Source organism: Kitasatospora sp. NPDC004723, assembly GCF_040609255.1.
Taxonomy (GTDB): Bacteria; Actinomycetota; Actinomycetes; order Streptomycetales; family Streptomycetaceae; genus Kitasatospora.
The window spans coordinates 62,267-77,396 of record NZ_JBEXJT010000010.1 but is presented as its reverse complement, the minus strand read 5'-3'; the positions used below and the strand labels follow the sequence as shown (position 1 = coordinate 77,396).

At 74.7% G+C, this 15,130-nt stretch carries 12 protein-coding genes and 1 pseudogene; 6 read left to right on the top strand and 7 right to left on the bottom strand.

What is annotated here, in order from left to right:
• Positions 1 to 32 precede the first annotated feature (32 nt).
• Together ABZW10_RS13860 and ABZW10_RS13855 are read left to right on the top strand one after the other, a co-directional pair.
• Positions 33 to 1,586, top strand: a complete 1,554-nt coding sequence (locus ABZW10_RS13860) for a zinc-dependent metalloprotease (RefSeq protein ID WP_355363782.1) — start codon at positions 33 to 35, stop codon at positions 1,584 to 1,586.
• Positions 1,583 to 2,173 (top strand): NUDIX hydrolase, encoded by a 591-nt coding sequence (locus ABZW10_RS13855; RefSeq protein WP_355363779.1) that lies wholly within the window; start codon positions 1,583 to 1,585, stop codon positions 2,171 to 2,173. Before ABZW10_RS13860 ends, ABZW10_RS13855 begins: the two co-directional genes overlap by 4 nt.
• Positions 2,174 to 2,310: 137 nt before the next feature.
• Here ABZW10_RS13855 and ABZW10_RS13850 read toward each other — a convergent pair.
• Positions 2,311 to 2,859 (bottom strand): annotated as a pseudogene (locus ABZW10_RS13850) (M48 family metallopeptidase); the annotation flags it as partial.
• A 435-nt stretch (positions 2,860 to 3,294) separates the two neighbouring features.
• Between ABZW10_RS13850 and ABZW10_RS13845 the strand changes: the two are divergent.
• The 3 genes from ABZW10_RS13845 (at position 3,295) to ABZW10_RS13835 (ending at position 8,298) form a co-directional block, all read left to right on the top strand.
• Complete coding sequence (locus tag ABZW10_RS13845) at positions 3,295 to 4,383, top strand: ThiF family adenylyltransferase (protein WP_355363776.1); 1,089 nt, start codon at positions 3,295 to 3,297, stop codon at positions 4,381 to 4,383.
• Positions 4,384 to 5,088: 705 nt separating this feature from the next.
• Positions 5,089 to 6,633, top strand: a complete 1,545-nt coding sequence (locus ABZW10_RS13840) for an FAD-binding protein (RefSeq protein ID WP_355363773.1) — start codon at positions 5,089 to 5,091, stop codon at positions 6,631 to 6,633.
• Positions 6,634 to 6,759: 126 nt separating this feature from the next.
• Positions 6,760 to 8,298 (top strand): AarF/ABC1/UbiB kinase family protein, encoded by a 1,539-nt coding sequence (locus tag ABZW10_RS13835; protein WP_355363770.1) that lies wholly within the window; start codon positions 6,760 to 6,762, stop codon positions 8,296 to 8,298.
• A gap of 161 nt (positions 8,299 to 8,459) precedes the next feature.
• Here the strand turns inward: ABZW10_RS13835 and ABZW10_RS13830 are convergent, their stop codons facing one another.
• The 4 genes from ABZW10_RS13830 to ABZW10_RS13815 form a co-directional block, all read right to left on the bottom strand.
• Positions 8,460 to 8,858 (bottom strand): hypothetical protein, encoded by a 399-nt coding sequence (locus ABZW10_RS13830; RefSeq protein ID WP_355363768.1) that lies wholly within the window; start codon positions 8,856 to 8,858, stop codon positions 8,460 to 8,462.
• Positions 8,855 to 9,220, bottom strand: coding sequence for a WhiB family transcriptional regulator (locus tag ABZW10_RS13825; RefSeq protein ID WP_355363765.1), 366 nt, complete (start codon positions 9,218 to 9,220; stop codon positions 8,855 to 8,857). Before ABZW10_RS13825 ends, ABZW10_RS13830 begins: the two co-directional genes overlap by 4 nt.
• 168 nt (positions 9,221 to 9,388) lie before the next feature.
• Positions 9,389 to 9,865, bottom strand: coding sequence for a hypothetical protein (locus ABZW10_RS13820; protein ID WP_355363762.1), 477 nt, complete (start codon positions 9,863 to 9,865; stop codon positions 9,389 to 9,391).
• Between the two features lie 303 nt (positions 9,866 to 10,168).
• Positions 10,169 to 12,427 (bottom strand): ATP-dependent DNA helicase UvrD2, encoded by a 2,259-nt coding sequence (locus tag ABZW10_RS13815; protein ID WP_355363759.1) that lies wholly within the window; start codon positions 12,425 to 12,427, stop codon positions 10,169 to 10,171.
• Positions 12,428 to 12,700: 273 nt separating this feature from the next.
• Between ABZW10_RS13815 and ABZW10_RS13810 the strand changes: the two genes are divergently transcribed.
• Positions 12,701 to 12,958 carry a mycoredoxin gene (locus ABZW10_RS13810; RefSeq protein WP_344345785.1) on the top strand — a complete coding sequence of 86 codons (258 nt, stop codon included), beginning with the start codon at positions 12,701 to 12,703 and terminating at the stop codon, positions 12,956 to 12,958.
• 100 nt (positions 12,959 to 13,058) lie between these two features.
• On the opposite strand, the gene ABZW10_RS13805 is transcribed toward ABZW10_RS13810, so the two are convergent.
• Both ABZW10_RS13805 and nudC read right to left on the bottom strand, forming a co-directional pair.
• On the bottom strand, positions 13,059 to 13,913 hold the full coding sequence (locus tag ABZW10_RS13805) for a GntR family transcriptional regulator (RefSeq protein WP_355363756.1): 855 nt from the start codon (positions 13,911 to 13,913) through the stop codon (positions 13,059 to 13,061).
• A gap of 222 nt (positions 13,914 to 14,135) precedes the next feature.
• Positions 14,136 to 15,086: an NAD(+) diphosphatase gene (gene nudC / locus ABZW10_RS13800; RefSeq protein WP_355363753.1), complete on the bottom strand. Its 951-nt coding sequence runs from the start codon at positions 15,084 to 15,086 to the stop codon at positions 14,136 to 14,138.
• Positions 15,087 to 15,130: the final 44 nt, after the last annotated feature.

Sequence of the window (15,130 nt, the reverse complement as noted above, 5' to 3'; positions counted from 1 at the left end):
CCCGTATGACGGCCGACCGGATCGAGGACCCCGTGAGCGACCTTCCCTTCGGATTCGGCGTTCCGCCCGAGGAGCCCGAGGACGGCAAGGCCAAGCCCGACGACGACCAGAAGAAGAAGGACGAGGGCGGCGGCGACCGGTCCGACGGCCCGCACCCCTTCGGCTTCGCCGGCGGCAACCCGCTCGGCGCCCTGTTCGGCATGGGCCTGCCGGGCATGCCCGGCACCCCCGGCGCGGGCGGTCCCGGCGCCGGCGACAACCCCTTCGCCGCGATGTTCGGCGGCCTCAACCCCAACGACCTCGGCGCCGCCTTCCAGCAGCTCGGCCAGATGCTCTCCTTCGAGGGCGGCCCGGTCAACTGGGACCTCGCCAAGGACATCGCCCGGCAGACGGTCGTCGCCGAGCCCGCCGAGGGCAAGAGCAAGGACCGCTCGGTCGGCGCCGCCGAGCGCTCCGCCGTCGCCGAGGCCGTCCGCCTCGCCGACCTGTGGCTCGACGGCGTCACCACCTTCCCCTCCGGCGCCGGCACCGCCGTCGCCTGGAGCCGCGCCGAGTGGATCGAGGCCACCCTCCCGGTCTGGAAGGACCTCGTCGACCCGGTCGCCGAACGTGTCGGCAACGCCATGGGCGGCGTGCTGCCCGAGGAGATGCAGGCCATGGCCGGCCCGCTGCTGGGCATGATGCGCTCCATGGGCGGCGCCATGTTCGGCACCCAGATCGGCCAGGCGCTCGGCGCCCTCGCCGCCGAGGTCGTCGGCTCCACCGACGTCGGCCTGCCGCTCGCCCCCGCCGGCAAGGCCGCGCTGCTGCCGCAGAACGTCGCCGAGTTCGGCGAGGGCCTCAGCGTGCCCGCCGAGGAGGTCCGCCTCTACCTCGCCCTGCGCGAGGCCGCCCACCAGCGGCTCTTCGCCCACGTGCCGTGGCTGCGCGCCCACCTGCTCGGCGCCGTCGAGGCCTACGCCCGCGGCATCAAGGTCGACAGCTCCCGCATGGAGGAGCTCGTCGGCCAGCTCGACCCGAGCAACCCCGAGGCGCTCCAGGAGGCGCTCGCCGGCGGTCTGCTCCAGCCCGAGGACACTCCCGAGCAGAAGGCCGCGCTCGCCCGCCTGGAGACCGCGCTCGCCCTCGTCGAGGGCTGGGTCGACGCCGTCGTGCACGCCGCCGCCGAACCCCACCTGCCGCAGGCCGGCGCGCTGCGCGAGACCGTCCGGCGCCGCCGCGCCGCCGGCGGGCCCGCCGAGCAGACCTTCGCCACCCTCGTCGGCCTCGAACTGCGCCCGCGCCGGCTGCGCGACGCCGCCCGCCTCTGGGCGCTGCTCGCCGACGCCCGCGGCACCGAGGGTCGCGACGACCTCTGGCAGCACCCGGACATGCTTCCCACCGCCGCCGACCTCGACGACCCCGACGCCTTCGTGCACCGGGGCAGCGGCGGCGACCTGGAGGGCGGCATCGACTTCGACGCCCTCGACAAGCTGCTCGGCGAGGCCGCCGCGGGCGGCGCCCCGGGCACCGGGAAGCCCGATCCGACGAAGAACGACGGCGACGACCGCGGCGACGACCAGGGGAAGGGCGAGCCCACCGCATGACGGCCACCGAGACGGACCGCGCCGGAGCCCTGCACGCCGACGCGGTCCGCGCCCTGGGCGACTGGCGGGGCCACGACCCCGAGCAGGAACAGCTGCGCCTCGCCTACCTGCGGCACCTCGCCGAACAGCCCGAGGGCCTGTTCCGCTCCTGCCTGCCCGCCCACATCACCGCCAGCGCCGCCGTCGTCGACCCCGCCGCCGGCCGCGTCCTGCTGACCCTGCACCCCAAGGTCGGCCGGTGGCTGCAGATGGGCGGCCACTGCGAGCCCGGTGACCGCGACCTCGCCTCGGCCGCCCTGCGGGAGGCCACCGAGGAGTCCGGCATCCCCGACCTCGCCCTGCTCACCCGCGACGGCGCGCCCGTGCCCGTCAAGCTCGACCGCCACCAGGTCCGCTGCACCGGCAAGGACCGCCCCGAGAACACCCACCTCGACGTCCAGTACGTCGCGGTGGCCCCGCCCGGCGCCCAGGCGCTGATCAGCGAGGAGTCGCTCGACCTGCGCTGGTTCGACTACGACCGCCTGCCCGAGCTCACCGACCGCTCCGTGCGCGAGCTCGTGGCGCGCGCCCGGGAACTCACCGGCTGAGGCACTCGGGAGCGCCCGGACGACGGGAGGGGCACGGACCGATGTGGTCCGCGCCCCTCCCGTCGTCCGTTCCGCGCCTGCTTCGTGTGTGCTCCGCGCGTGCTTCGTGCTCCGTGTGTGTTCCGCCCGGTGACCGCTCAGCCGCAGGACTCCGCCGGACCGGCCTCCGACGGGGCCTCGTGCCGGGCCCCGGGGATGTGCGGCAGCCGGGCCGCCGACACCACGCCCTCCAGGTAGCCGCGCGCCCGCTCGGTCCGCGGATACGCCTCCAGCAGTGCCCAGAAGTCCGGCCCGTGGTCCGGCACCAGCAGGTGCGCCAGCTCGTGCAGCAGCACGTAGTCGACCACGTACTCCGGCATCCCCTGCAGGCGGTGCGAGAGCCGGATCGTCCGCTCGCTCGGGGTGCACGAGCCCCAGCGCGAATTCTGATTGGTCACCCAGCGGACCTGGGCGGGCCGGGCGCGACCGCCCAGATAGGCCGCCGAGAGCTCCCGGGCCCGGGCCACCAGCGCATCGTCACCGAGCACCCGGCGGCTCTCCTGCGCGGCCAGCTTCTCCAGCATCTGGGCGACCCAGCGCTGCTCCTCCGCGTGCGACATCCGGGCCGGGATCAGCACGATCGTGCGATCGCCCTCGCGGTAGGCGGACACCGTCCGGCTGCGGCGGGCGCTGCGCCGCACCTCCACCCGGGACCGGTCGAACGGCTCGCGCGCGGCCGTCGTCGGCGAGTCCGGGCGCGGTTCGGACCCCTGGTCGGGACGCTGCTCCGGACGCCCACGCGTACTCGGCGCCGCCACACGCGACCCGGACGCTGCACGGGCACGCCGAGGCGACGCCGAGGGATGGGAGTCCCGTTCGGCTGCCATGGCACACGACGTTACCCGCTCCCCCTGACAGAAGTCCGCTGCCATGGCCGAAATGTTTCGTGGAGCGGTCGGGAACGAAAGGCCGACGGGAGGTGTCCGGAATCCGACTTCACGCCGGACGCCAAGTTATCCACAGGGTGTGCGAACGGATCACCTGATCATGTGCCCGTCCCTGTGGACAACGCGCCGCACCCCGTCCCCCTGATCGGGCATGCTGCCGTCAGCCGTCCGGAAACCGTCGGAAGGAAGACCGCCGTGCGCCTCGCCCTCAAGCCCGCCCTCTCCCGCAGCTGGCGGGACTCGGACACCCTCCAGTTCGGCACCATCCCCCAGCACGCGGGGGTGCTCGGCCACGCCGCCGACGAAGCCCTGCGCACCTTCCTCGGCCTCGTCGACGGGACGCGCGACCGGCCCGCCCTCCTCGCCGAGGGCGAGCGGATCGGCTTCGGGCGCGACCCCGCCGACTCCCTGCTCGACCTGCTGGAGGAGGCCGGGGTGCTCGACGACGCCGAGGCCTCGGACGAAGCCCTGGCCCGCTTCCCGCAGCCGCACCGCGAGCTGCTCGGACCCGACCTCGCCTCGCTGTCGCTGATCCACGCGCCGCCCGGCGCCGCCCCCGCGGTGCTGGCCCGGCGGCCCGAGCACGCCGTCGAGGTCCGTGGTGCGGGCCGGATCGGCGCGGCCGTCGCCGCCGTCCTCGCGGCGGGCGGCATCGGCACGGTCACCGTGGTGGACTCCGGCCGGGTCACGCCCGCGGACTGCTCCCCCGCCGGGCTGCCGGCGGTGGATGTCGGCCGGCTCCGGGCCACCGCCGCCCGTGAGGCCGTCGACCGGGCCACCGCCCGGCGCCCCGGCCGCCGCAGCCGACGGCCGAGACCGGGGCTGCCCGACCTGGTGGTGCTCGCGCCCCGGGACGGCAGCGGCGCGTTCGCGGGCGGCACGCCGCAGGCCCGCGAACTGCTCCGGGCCGGGGTCCCGCACCTGTACGTCGGGGTGGTCGAGGAGTACGGGGTGGTCGGACCGCTGGTCCTGCCGGGCGTCTCGGCCTGCGGCCACTGCCTGGTCCTGGCCCGGGAGGACGAGGACGCCGCCTGGCCTCGGATCCTCGCCCAGCTCGCCGAGGGCGGCTCGGGGCGGGCGCCGACCCCGGCCTGCGACACCGCGCTCGCGACGGCGGTCGCCGGGCTCGCGGCACTGCACGTCCAGGTCCTCCTGGACGGCGGCCGGCCGCCCAGCGTGGACGGCTGGTGCGAGCTGTCCGCCGTGGACGGCATGGCCCGACGGCTACGGCTCAAGGGCCACCCGGACTGCGGCTGCCTCTGGCAACCGACACCGCCGCACTGAGGGCCCGCCCCGGACCCCGGCCGTGGCGCCCCGGGCACCGCCGACGTGCCCCGGGCGACTGCGGGCAGGGCCTCGGGTGGCAGTCGGCGCGCCACCCGGGTGACTGCGGCGCAGCCTTGGGCAGCGACTGACGGTGCCCGGGCAACCGCGGCAGGACATCGGGTAGCGGTCGGCGTGCCGCCTTGGCGACTGCGGCAGGGCCCCGGGCAGCGGTCGGCGTGCGACCTGGGTGACTGCGACAGGGCCCCGGGCAACGGTCGGCACGCCTCTGGCAATTGCGGCAGGGCCCCGGGTGGCGGTCGGCGTGCCCCGGAGCGCGGCGGCACAGTCCCCGGGCAACCGTCGGCGCAGCCCTGGGCGGTTGGTCGGAGCGCCCCGGTCTGCCTGCCGGAGGGCCCTGGGCAGCGGTCGTGGAGCTCTGGGCAGTACCGGGCCTGCCCGGGCAGCTGCGGCAACGGCCCTGGGCCGTTGCCGGAGTGTGCCCAGGGTGCCGGTGGGATCGGCTGTGCCCCTCGGGGGCACAGCCGAGGAGAAGGCGGAGGAGGCGGGGGTGGGGGTGGGGGGGAGGGGCCCCCGAGAAGGGGAAAGGCCGCCGCAGCGGGGCGCTCAACGACTACTGTGGCGTCGGCCATCCGGCCGACGCGGCCCGGGCGGCCGGCTCAACGATCGCAACGCTCGTGCACGACCTCACCGAGAGGTATCGACATGATCACTCGCAGATCGCTCATCGGCGCCGCCGGCGCCCTGGCCCTCCCGCTGACCGCCGTCTCCACCGCGCCCGCCGTCGCCACGGCCGCCGAGGCGCGGCGACGACGCTGGTCCCGGCTCGCCGGTCATCTGCACGGCACCCTCGTCCTCCCCGGCGACCCGGCCTACGGCACGGCCAAGCAGATCGGCCAGGCCCGCTTCGACTCCGTCGACCCAGCCGCCGTCGCCTACTGCGCCGACGAGGCCGACGTCGCCCTCTGTCTCCGCTACGCCCAGGACCAGGACCTCCCGATCGCGGTCCGCGCCGGCGGCCACAGCGGCGGCGGCTACTCCACCGGCACCGGTCTGGTGGTCGACGTCTCCCGGCTCGACTCCGCCGTGGTGACCCCCGGTGCGGCCACCTTCGGCGGCGGCACCCAGCTCGTCGACGTCACCAACGCCGTCGCCCCGCACGGGCTCGCGGTCTCAGGCGGCTTCTGCCCCACCGTCTCCCTCGGCGGCTTCCTCCAGGGCGGCGGCATCGGCCTGCTGACCCGCCACATCGGCATCTCCAGCGACAAGGTGACCGCGGCCCGCGTGGTGCTGGCCGACGGCAGGACCGTCACCGCCTCCCCCGAGCAGCACGACGACCTGTACTGGGCGCTGCGCGGCGGCGGTGGCGGCAACTTCGGCGTCGTCACGTCCTACACGGTGACCCCCGTCCCGCTGGCCACCCTCACCCTCGCCAGTCTCACCTGGTCCTTCGATCACGCGGTGGACGTGCTGGACGCCTGGTCGCACTGGCTGCCGGACGCCCCGCGGACGCTGGGCGGCGGCGCCGTGGTCGGCCTGCGGGACGCCGCGCCCGGCGCGACCCCGTTCGTCTCGGTGCTGATCGGCTCGGTCGGCACCGAGGCCGAACTCGCCGCCGAGATCGCCCGGTTGACCGATCTGGTGGGCGCGCTGCCGGCCACGAGGAACAGCTTCACCGCCCCCTACCTGTCGGTCATGATGGGCCTCTACGGCTGCGGCTCCTACACCCAGGACCAGTGCCACCGGGCGGGCACCGGCCCGGCGGCCGCACTGACCCGGCCGACCGCCGCCGTCGACCGGGGCCGGCTCTTCGACGCCCCGCCGCCGCGTTCGCTCTGGGACGCCGCAGTGGGCCTGTTCGACCGGGAGCGGCTGGCCGGCCAGCAGCGCATGGTGCAGCTGAGCGCGCTGGGCGGCGCCGCCAACGACCCGGCGCGCACGGCCACCGCGTACGTGCACCGCACCGCGCTGTTCAACGCGAGCTTCGGCGCGGTGATCGCCACCGGCCCGGTGGACGAGGCGGCGCTGACGGCGGCCCGCGGCTGGGCGGACGCCGGGTTCGCGCTGCTCGACCCGCACTCGGCCGGCGAGACCTACCAGAACTTCGTCGACCCCGGGCTGGCGGACTGGCGGCGCGCCTACTACGGGGAGAACTATCCGCGGCTGGTCGCGGTCAAGCACCGCTACGACCCGTACCGCCTGTTCTCCTTCCCGCAGGCGGTCGGCGCGACCCCGGGCCCCCGGGACTGACGCGGACGGGGCGGCCCCGGCGGGGCGGCGGATTACGGCCGGGGCCGCGCCGCCGAGCGGGCACAATGGCGTATGACGGTCGGCTCCCGCCGCGGGGGCCTTGGGCGTGTCGACTTGGAGGCCCGGGTGAGCGATCTTCCGCGCAAGGCAATGACCCGCACGGCAAGACTCGCCGCCCTGCCGCTGGGGATAGCCGGCCGTGCCACCCTGGGCCTCGGGAAGCGGATCGGCGGCCGGTCGGCCGAGGTGGTCACCGCCGAGCTGCAACAGGCCACCGCCGACCAGCTGTTCAAGGTCCTGGGCGAGCTCAAGGGCGGGGCGATGAAGTTCGGGCAGGTGCTGTCCGTCTTCGAGGCCGCCCTGCCGGAGGAGGTGGCCGGCCCCTACCGGGCGGCACTGACCAAGCTGCAGGACGCCGCGCCGCCGATGCCGGCCGCGAAGGTGCACGCGGCGCTGGCGCAGCGGCTGGGCGAGGACTGGCGGAGCCTGTTCCGGGAGTTCGACGACCGGCCGGCGGCGGCCGCGTCGATCGGCCAGGTGCACCGGGCGGTGTGGCACGACGGCCGCGCGGTCGCGGTGAAGGTGCAGTACCCGGGGGCGGGGGACGCCCTGTTGGCGGACCTGTCGCAGTTGAGCCGGGTGGCGTGGCTGCTGGGTCCGCTGATTCCGGGCCTGGACATCAAGCCGCTGATCACGGAGTTGCGGGAGCGGGTCGCCGAGGAGCTGGACTACGCCCTGGAGGCGCAGGCGCAGCGCCGGCACGCCGAGGAGTTCGCGGGCGATCCGGAGATCGTGGTGCCGGGTGTGGTGGCGCAGGCGGACCAGGTGCTGGTGTCGGAGTGGATGGGCGGCACGCCGCTGGCGGAGGTGATCGCCTGCGGTTCGCAGGAGGAGCGGGACCGGGCGGGCCGGTTGCTGGCGCGGTTCCTGTTCGCCGGTCCGTCGCGGACGGGGTTGCTGCACGCGGATCCGCATCCGGGCAACTTCCGGCTGTTGAAGGACGACGGTCCGGTGGAGGGCTGGCGGCTGGGGGTGCTGGACTTCGGGACGGTGGACCGGTTGCCGGGCGGGTTGCCGGCGCCGATCGGGGCGTCGCTGCGGATGGCGCTGGCCGGGGACGCGGCGGGTGTGCTGGCGATGCTGCGCGAGGAGGGTTTCGTCAAGCCCTCGATCGAGCTGGACGCGGACGCGGTGCTGGACTACCTGTTGCCGATCATCGAGCCGGCGGCGGTGGAGTCGTTCCACTTCACCCGGGCGTGGATGCGGGCGCAGGCGGCGCGGATCGCCGATCCGCGGTCGCCGGCGTACAACCTGGGCAAGCAGTTGAACCTGCCGCCGTCGTACCTGTTGATCCACCGGGTGACGCTGAGCACGATCGGGGTGCTGTGTCAGCTGGGTGCGAAGGCGCCGTTCCGGGCGGAGATGCTGGAGTGGCTGCCGGAGTTCGCGGAGGCGGGGTCGCCGGGGACGCGGGCGGCCGGGAAGCCGGCGGCTAAGGGCCCGACGGCGAAGAGCCCCACGGCTAAGGGCCCCGCGGCTAAGGGCCCGGCGAAGGGCCCGGCGAAGAAGGCCGCAGCCGGGCAGGCGCAGACGCCGGCCGCCAAGCGGGCGGCGCCGAGGAAGACGGCGCCGGCGAAGCGCAGGAGCCCGTCGGCGGAGGGCTGATCCGCCGCCCGCCGCAACGGCCACGGGCCGCCTCCCGGTGTCGGGGGGCGGCCTGCGGCGTGAGGTGGGTCCGGCGGGCCCGCGTGGTCGGGCCCGGTGGTGGCGCCGGGTGGTGGGGCCGGGCGTGGCGGCGCGCCGGCGTCCGGGTCACCTCGGGGAGGTCACATCAGGGCGACGGCGAGTGCCTTGCGGGCCCGAAGCGAGGCGCGTTCGGCCTTCCGCTTGAGCCGGTGGGCCCGGGCGAGCCGGCCGACGAGCCGTTGGTGCTCGGCCTCCTGGAGGCGCTCTTGCATATGCGCCCGGGCCAGGGATTCGTGGAGGAGTTGCATTTCGAGGGTCCTGTTCTGGATCTGGAGTTCGGTGGTCTGCTCGGCGCGGACGGTCGGATCGATGGCGGCGGCGGTCATGTGGTGGTCCTGCTCGTGGTGCGTCGTCGGGAAGGGGTGGATGCGGGCGGCGTCGGCCTTGGCGGCGGCGAGGCGTACGGAGCGGCGGAGGGCGTTGTCCGGCAGGGGCTGCTCTCCCCGGCGGACGGTTCCGGCTCCGGACGCGGGGTTCACGCCGCGACCTCGGTCTTGCGCGGGCGGCCACGCGGCCGCTTGCGGGCCACGATGACGCCCTGGACGAAGAGCTCGCCGCCCCAGACGCCCCAGGGCTCGCGGCGCTCCAGGGCGCCGGTGAGACAGGCGTCCTTGACCGGGCAGGTGCCGCAGAGGGACTTCGCGTACTCGACGTCGGCGGGCGTCTCGGCGAAGAAGACCTCGGGGTCGAAGGCGCGGCACGGGATGGGGAGCCCGAGCTCCTCGGCCTGGTCGATCGAGGTGAACTGCATGGGGAGAACCTCCGGGGGGTCGGCCTGGTCGGCCTTGGTCTGGCTTGTCTGCGGTACGGACGGGGTGGGCGGTGTGATGACCGTGGACACTGTGGGCGTCTTCCTCGTCTTCTCAGTGGGTCCGGCTCAGCTGACTGGTGGGGCTGGGCCGGAGGCCCCGGGGGGCCTGGGTGGTCTTGCGTACCGGACAAAACAGAAGGGCCGCGGATCCCGGTGTGTGGGGTTCCGCGGCCCTGGAGGCGCCGACCTGAGGCTGGCTCAGGTTCGTTCTCTCCAGGGTTCGGGGCCGCGGAAGGCCCGCATCCGGATGGCCGTGGCGTCGGCAAAGACGGCCATGGCCTGCGTGATCTGCTGCTGCTTCTGCTCCTGGGCGTTTCCGGCACCGACGACCTGCTCATAGCCGCCATGCATGGCGAGGGCTACAGCCGTCTTCGGTGCCTGGGTCGGTCGCTCATCACGCAGGGAGCGCGAAGCATCGATCGAGGCCCAGTCGCCGGACAGACCGATCTCGACACGGGTGCCGTCGAGGCTGCCGCCCTGGATGCCATTGCTGCCGGGGCCAGTGTGTCCGAGGCCACTGACAGCGGGGGCGGGGGAAGCGGGAACGACGGAGACACCGGTGGTGTCGAGACCCAGACCGGTTCCGCACAGCTCGGCGGCGAGCCGCAGGCTGGCGGCACGCAGGGAGGCAGCGTCGACGGTCTGGCCAGTCATTTTGGTGATCATGATGTCCACTGTCTTCGCCTCCTCTCGGCGCCTAGCGGAGCCTGGTCTCCCGGGCTCCGAACTGTTCGGATGTCTGTCTCGGTGATGCTGGTGAAGCTGTGTGAAGTGAAGCTGTGTGAAGCCGATCGAGCGTGTGAGGCTCGTGGCTGCAGGGGCATGCGGTGACAGGCGTCACCCCGGACGACCGCGTCCCCTTGACCGCTCCGGCAGGCTATTGCGCTCCCGGTACGGCGCGCAAACTATTTTTCCGGCGAGTTTCCCGACGGTCTCCGCGACGCCCCTCGGCGTCGGCCGCGATCGCCCCGGACCGGCTCAGGCCGGTTCGTCCGGCCGGCCGTCCGTGACGTCCTCCGGATCCCTGACGGGCTCCTCCCCCGCACACAACGAGAGCACGGCCGCCCCGTATTTGTCCAACTTCATCGCGCCGACCCCGGAGATTCCGGCGAGCTCCTGCCGGTTGGCGGGAACGTCCTCGGCGATGGCCATCAGGGTGGCGTCGGTGAACACGACGTAGGCGGGGGCGCCCTGTTCGCGGGCCTGGGCGGCGCGCCACTCGCGCAGCCGCTCGTAGAGCGCCTCGTCCATCGTGGAGGGGCAGCTCTCGCAGCGGCGGAGCTTGCGTTCGACGGCCTCGGTGAGGGCCCGCCCGCAGACCCGGCAGGTGACCGGGCCGCGGACCCGGCGCCCGGCGGAGCGCTCGCCGGCCTCGGCGCCGCCGCGCCCGCCGCGCCCGGCGGGGCGGGTGCCCGGGGCGCTGGAGCCCGGGCGCAGCCCGTCGAGGAAGCGGCTGGGCTTGCGGGAGGCGCGGCCTCCCGGGGAGCGGGAGAGCGCCCAGGAGAGGGTGAGGTGCTTGCGGGCGCGGGTGACGCCGACGTAGAGGAGGCGGCGTTCCTCCTCGACCTGTTCGTCGGTCTTGGCGTAGATGATCGGCAGGGTGCCCTCGGTGAGGCCGACGAGGTAGACGGCGTCCCATTCGAGGCCCTTGGCGGCGTGCAGGGAGGCGAGGGTGACGCCTTCGACGGCGGGGGCGTGCTGGGCGGCGGCGCGGGCGTCGAGTTCGGCGACGTAGGCGGCGAGGTCGGTGGACTGCCCGTCGGCGGTGCGGCCGCGTTCGAATTCCTCGGCGAGCCGGACGAGGGCGGCGAGGGACTCCCAGCGGTCGCGGACGGCGCCGGAGCCGGCGGGGGGTTCGGCGGTGAAGCCGCGGGTGGCGAGGACGGCGCGGACCTGGCCGGCGAGGTCGGGGGCGCCGTCGGTGACGGGGTCGGAGGCGGCGCGGGCGGCGCCGCGCAGCAGGACGCCGGCGTCGCGGACCTCGGGGCGTTCGAAGAACCGCTCGGCGCCCTTGAGCTGGTAGGGGACGCCGAGGTCGGCGAGGGCCTGCTCGTAGACCTCGGACTGGCCGTTGGTGCGGAAGAGGACGGCGATCTCGCTGGCGCGCACGCCGGTGGCGAGGAGGTCCTTGATCCGGCGGGCGGTGGTCTCGGCCTCGGTGGGTTCGTCCTCGTACTCGGTGTAGACGGGGTCGGGGCCGGCCTCGCGCTGGGAGACGAGTTCCAGGCGGTGGCGGGCGGCCTCGCCGCGGGCCTGGGCGAGCAGTCCGTTGGCGAGGTGGACGACCTGGGGGGTGGAACGGTAGTCGCGGACGAGCTTGACGACGGTGGCCTCGGGGTGGCGGGTGCGGAAGCCCAGCAGGTAGTCGGGGGTGGCGCCGGTGAAGGAGTAGATGGTCTGGCTGGCGTCGCCGACGACGCAGAGGCTGGCGCCGCCGCCGGGGCCGGTCCACTGGTCGAGCAGGCGCTGCTGGAGCGGGGAGACGTCCTGGTACTCGTCGACGGTGAAGTGCCGGTACTGGGAGCGGACCTGGTCGGCGATGTCTGGGCGGTCCTCCAGGATGGCGGCGGTGAGCAGCAGCACGTCCTCGAAGTCGATGTTCCCGCGGCGGCTCTTGGTCTCCTCGTAGACCCGGTAGACCTGGGCGGTCTCGGCGGGGTCGCGGGGGGCCTCGCGGCCGGACTTGGCGACGGCGGCGGGGTAGTCGTCGGGGCCGGTCTGGGTGACCTTGGCCCATTCGATCTCGGCGGTGAGGTCGCGCAGTTCGGTGCGCTGGACGCGCAGGCCGCAGCGGCCGGCGGCCTCGGCGACCAGCTGGACCTTGCGTTCGAGCAGCTGGGGGACGGGTCCGCCGACGGCGCGCGGCCAGAAGTACTGGAGCTGGCGCAGGGCGGCGGCGTGGAAGGTGCGGGCCTGGACGCCCTCGGCGCCGAGCTGGCGCAGGCGGCCGCGCATCTCGCCGGCGGCGCGGGCGGTGAAGGTGACGGCGAGGACCTGCTGGGGCTGGTAGACGCCGCTGCGCACGCCGTAGGCGATGCGGTGGGTGATGGCGCGGGTCTTGCCGGTGCCGGCGCCGGCGAGGACGCAGACGGCACCGTGCAGGGCGGTGGCGACGGCCCGCTGTTCGGGGTCGAGTCCGGCGAGGACGGCGTCGGGGCCGCCGGCGGCGAGGTGGCCGGGCCGGTGGGCGTCCTGGTGTCCGTCGAACGGGCTGCCGCTCAAGAGGTCTTCCTGCATGCGTTCCATCCTCTCAGCCCGGGCGGACATCGCGGGCGGGGTTGTCCACAGGTGCGGTGTGATCGCAGGATGATCGCGTTGCGGACGGCGGATGGTGGCACGCGGGGGCGCGTACCTTCCGCCCCGCGCCGGTTCGGACGGGCGTACGCGGGCGCGACCCGGCCGGTCCGGGTGCGGAATGACCGCCGGTCGGTGGGCGTTGACCCCCCGGAGCCGCGTGACCCGCGCGGCGCCCCCGTGCAGGCCCCTCCCCTACCCGAAGGAGTCCCCTCGATGTCCGGCAGCGTGACGATGTACAGCACGACCTGGTGCGGCTACTGCAACCGGCTCAAGAGCCAGCTGCAGCGCGAGGGCATCGGCTACACCGAGATCAACATCGAGGAGGACCCGGCGTCGGCGGCCTTCGTCGAGTCGGTGAACAACGGCAACCAGACCGTTCCGACGGTGCTGGTGAAGCCGGCCGGCGGCGGCGAGCAGGTCGTGATGACCAACCCGAGCCTGCTGCAGGTGAAGAAGGCCCTGGCGGCCTGACGCCCAGCGCCCGGCGCCCCCGCGGCGCCGGGCCGGTGCACACCGACCCGTTCGCACACCGACCCGTCCGCGCATCCGTCCGCCCGCACGCACGCCGCGGCTACGGCGCGTCCGCCCGGGCCGGGTCGACGGGCGCGGCCGGTGCCGGCAGCGAGGCGCGCGCGCCGAGGTCGCCGACGCCGTAGACCAGCCGGCTGCGGTCGGCGGAGTAGCGGGTCTCGATGACCCGCACCGGCCCGCGCCGGTCGTAGGTGACCCGGGTCTGGACCACCAGCGGCACCCCCGGCCCGCCCTGGAACCACTGGGCCTCCTCGGGCCCGGGCATCCGGGCGACCAGGTGGTCGACGGCACCGACCTCGGTGCGGCCGAGGGCGGCGAGCACCGCCTCGTCGCCGCCGTCGATCTGGTCGGGCTCCATCAGCGGGGTGCCGGCGGCGAGGCCGGCCCGGTAGTGGCTCTCCTCGATGGAGTACGGCTCGCGGTCGAGCATGCGCAGCTGGCGGCGGACGACGATGGCCTCGCCCGGGCGCAGTCCGAGCCGTTCGGCGATGTCGACGCGGGCCCGGACGATCATCATCTCGAAGTCGACGCCGAGTTCGCGCCCGCTCTCCGCGGCCTCGCCGCGGTAGACCGCGCTGGGCACGGCCAGGCAGTCGTGCGGGGCGGCGCCCTGCGGGTCGAGGCGGGGGGCGGGACCGTAGGCGCGGTGGTCGAGCACGGGGTGCTCGCGCAGGTAGGTGCCCTTGCCCTGGAGGCGGACCAGCCGGCCTTCGTTGACGAGGACGTCGACGGCGAGGCGGACGGTGTTGCGGGCGACGCCGTACTGGCGTTCCAGTTCGCTCTCGACCGGGAGTGCGGCCGCGGTGGTGAACTCGCCCTCGGCGATCCGGCGGCGCAGGTCGGCGGCGAGGCGCTGGTATTTGGGGGATTGGGCGGTGCCCCGGGGGATTGTCACCCGAGTGAATGTAGCGAGCCGGGTGAGGGGCTTTCAGGCGTTTGCGGCAAAGTCGACCGGGATCGGTGACTCCGCTCGCCGGGGCCCTACGGACCGTACTGGACAGGGCCGCTCCGGTTACGAACATCCTGGGGAGAAGGGTTCGAAAAGGAAATTGGGGGCGCGCAGATCAACTCCGCGCGCCCCCAATCCGTGGAACGCTCCGTGAACCGCCCGCCGGAATTACCAGCGGGCCGCCGCCGGCAGCGGCTCCCCGAACCAGAGCTCGACCAGGTGGCGGGCGATCGAGATCCCCGACGGCGGCAGGATCTCCCCCGCCTCCATGCCCGCCCGCAGCTCGTCCCGGGAGAACCAGCGCGCCTCCGCCAGCTCCTCGCCGTCCACGGTGATCCCGGTGCCCTCCGGGTGCGCCCGGCCCAGGAAGCCCAGCATCAGGCTGGACGGGAACGGCCACGGCTGGCTGGCCACGTAGGAGACCTCGGCGACCCGCACCCCGGCCTCCTCGTACACCTCGCGCACCACCGCCTGCTCGATCGACTCCCCCGGCTCGACGAAGCCGGCCAGCGTCGACCAGCGGCCCTCCGGCCACAGCGCCTGGCGGCCGAGCAGGCAGCGGTCCTGCTCGTCGGTGATCAGCATGATCACCGCCGGGTCGGTGCGCGGGTAGTGCTCGGCCGCGCAGGAGGTGCAGCGCCGCACGTGCCCGGCACCGGCCTTCTCGGTCGGGTGGCCGCAGCGCGAGCAGAAGCTGTGCAGCCGGTGCCAGTGCTCCAGCGCGACGGCGTGCACCAGCAGTCCGGAGTCCCGGTCGGAGAGCAGCGCGCCCACCTCGCGCAGCCCGGCCGGACGGGCGTCGCCGTCCAGCCGGCCCGGCAGGCTCTCGCCGGCCAGCGCGAAGTAGGAGACGCCGTCCTCGTCGGTGCCGAGGAAGTACCGGTCGCCGCCCTGCGGCGCCTCGAAGGAGGGCAGCAGGACCAGCTCGGTCCCCTGCCCGGTGTCCACCACGAACGCCTCGCCGCCGGCGATCGGCAGCACCTTGGTGGACGGGTGGCTCCACGCGGCCGCCAGCCAGGGCTCGTCGAACCGGTGCTGGGCCGCCCGGTCCACCCCGGCCCGGGCCAGCGCCAGGTGCAGCGGGCGTTCGGTCTCAGGCACGGTGCTCAACTGTTCCATCCCCACGTGATGAGTCTTCCGGACGGTTCGGGTCCCACGGTCGG

Coding starts and splice junctions, on each gene's coding strand:
- ABZW10_RS13815 (WP_355363759.1), bottom strand. CDS start 12,427: ATGCAGGAAGACCTCTTGAGCGGCAGCCCGTTCGACGGACACCAGGAC.
- ABZW10_RS13810 (WP_344345785.1), top strand. CDS start 12,701: ATGTCCGGCAGCGTGACGATGTACAGCACGACCTGGTGCGGCTACTGC.
- ABZW10_RS13855 (WP_355363779.1), top strand. CDS start 1,583: ATGACGGCCACCGAGACGGACCGCGCCGGAGCCCTGCACGCCGACGCG.
- nudC (WP_355363753.1), bottom strand. CDS start 15,086: ATGGAACAGTTGAGCACCGTGCCTGAGACCGAACGCCCGCTGCACCTG.
- ABZW10_RS13840 (WP_355363773.1), top strand. CDS start 5,089: ATGATCACTCGCAGATCGCTCATCGGCGCCGCCGGCGCCCTGGCCCTC.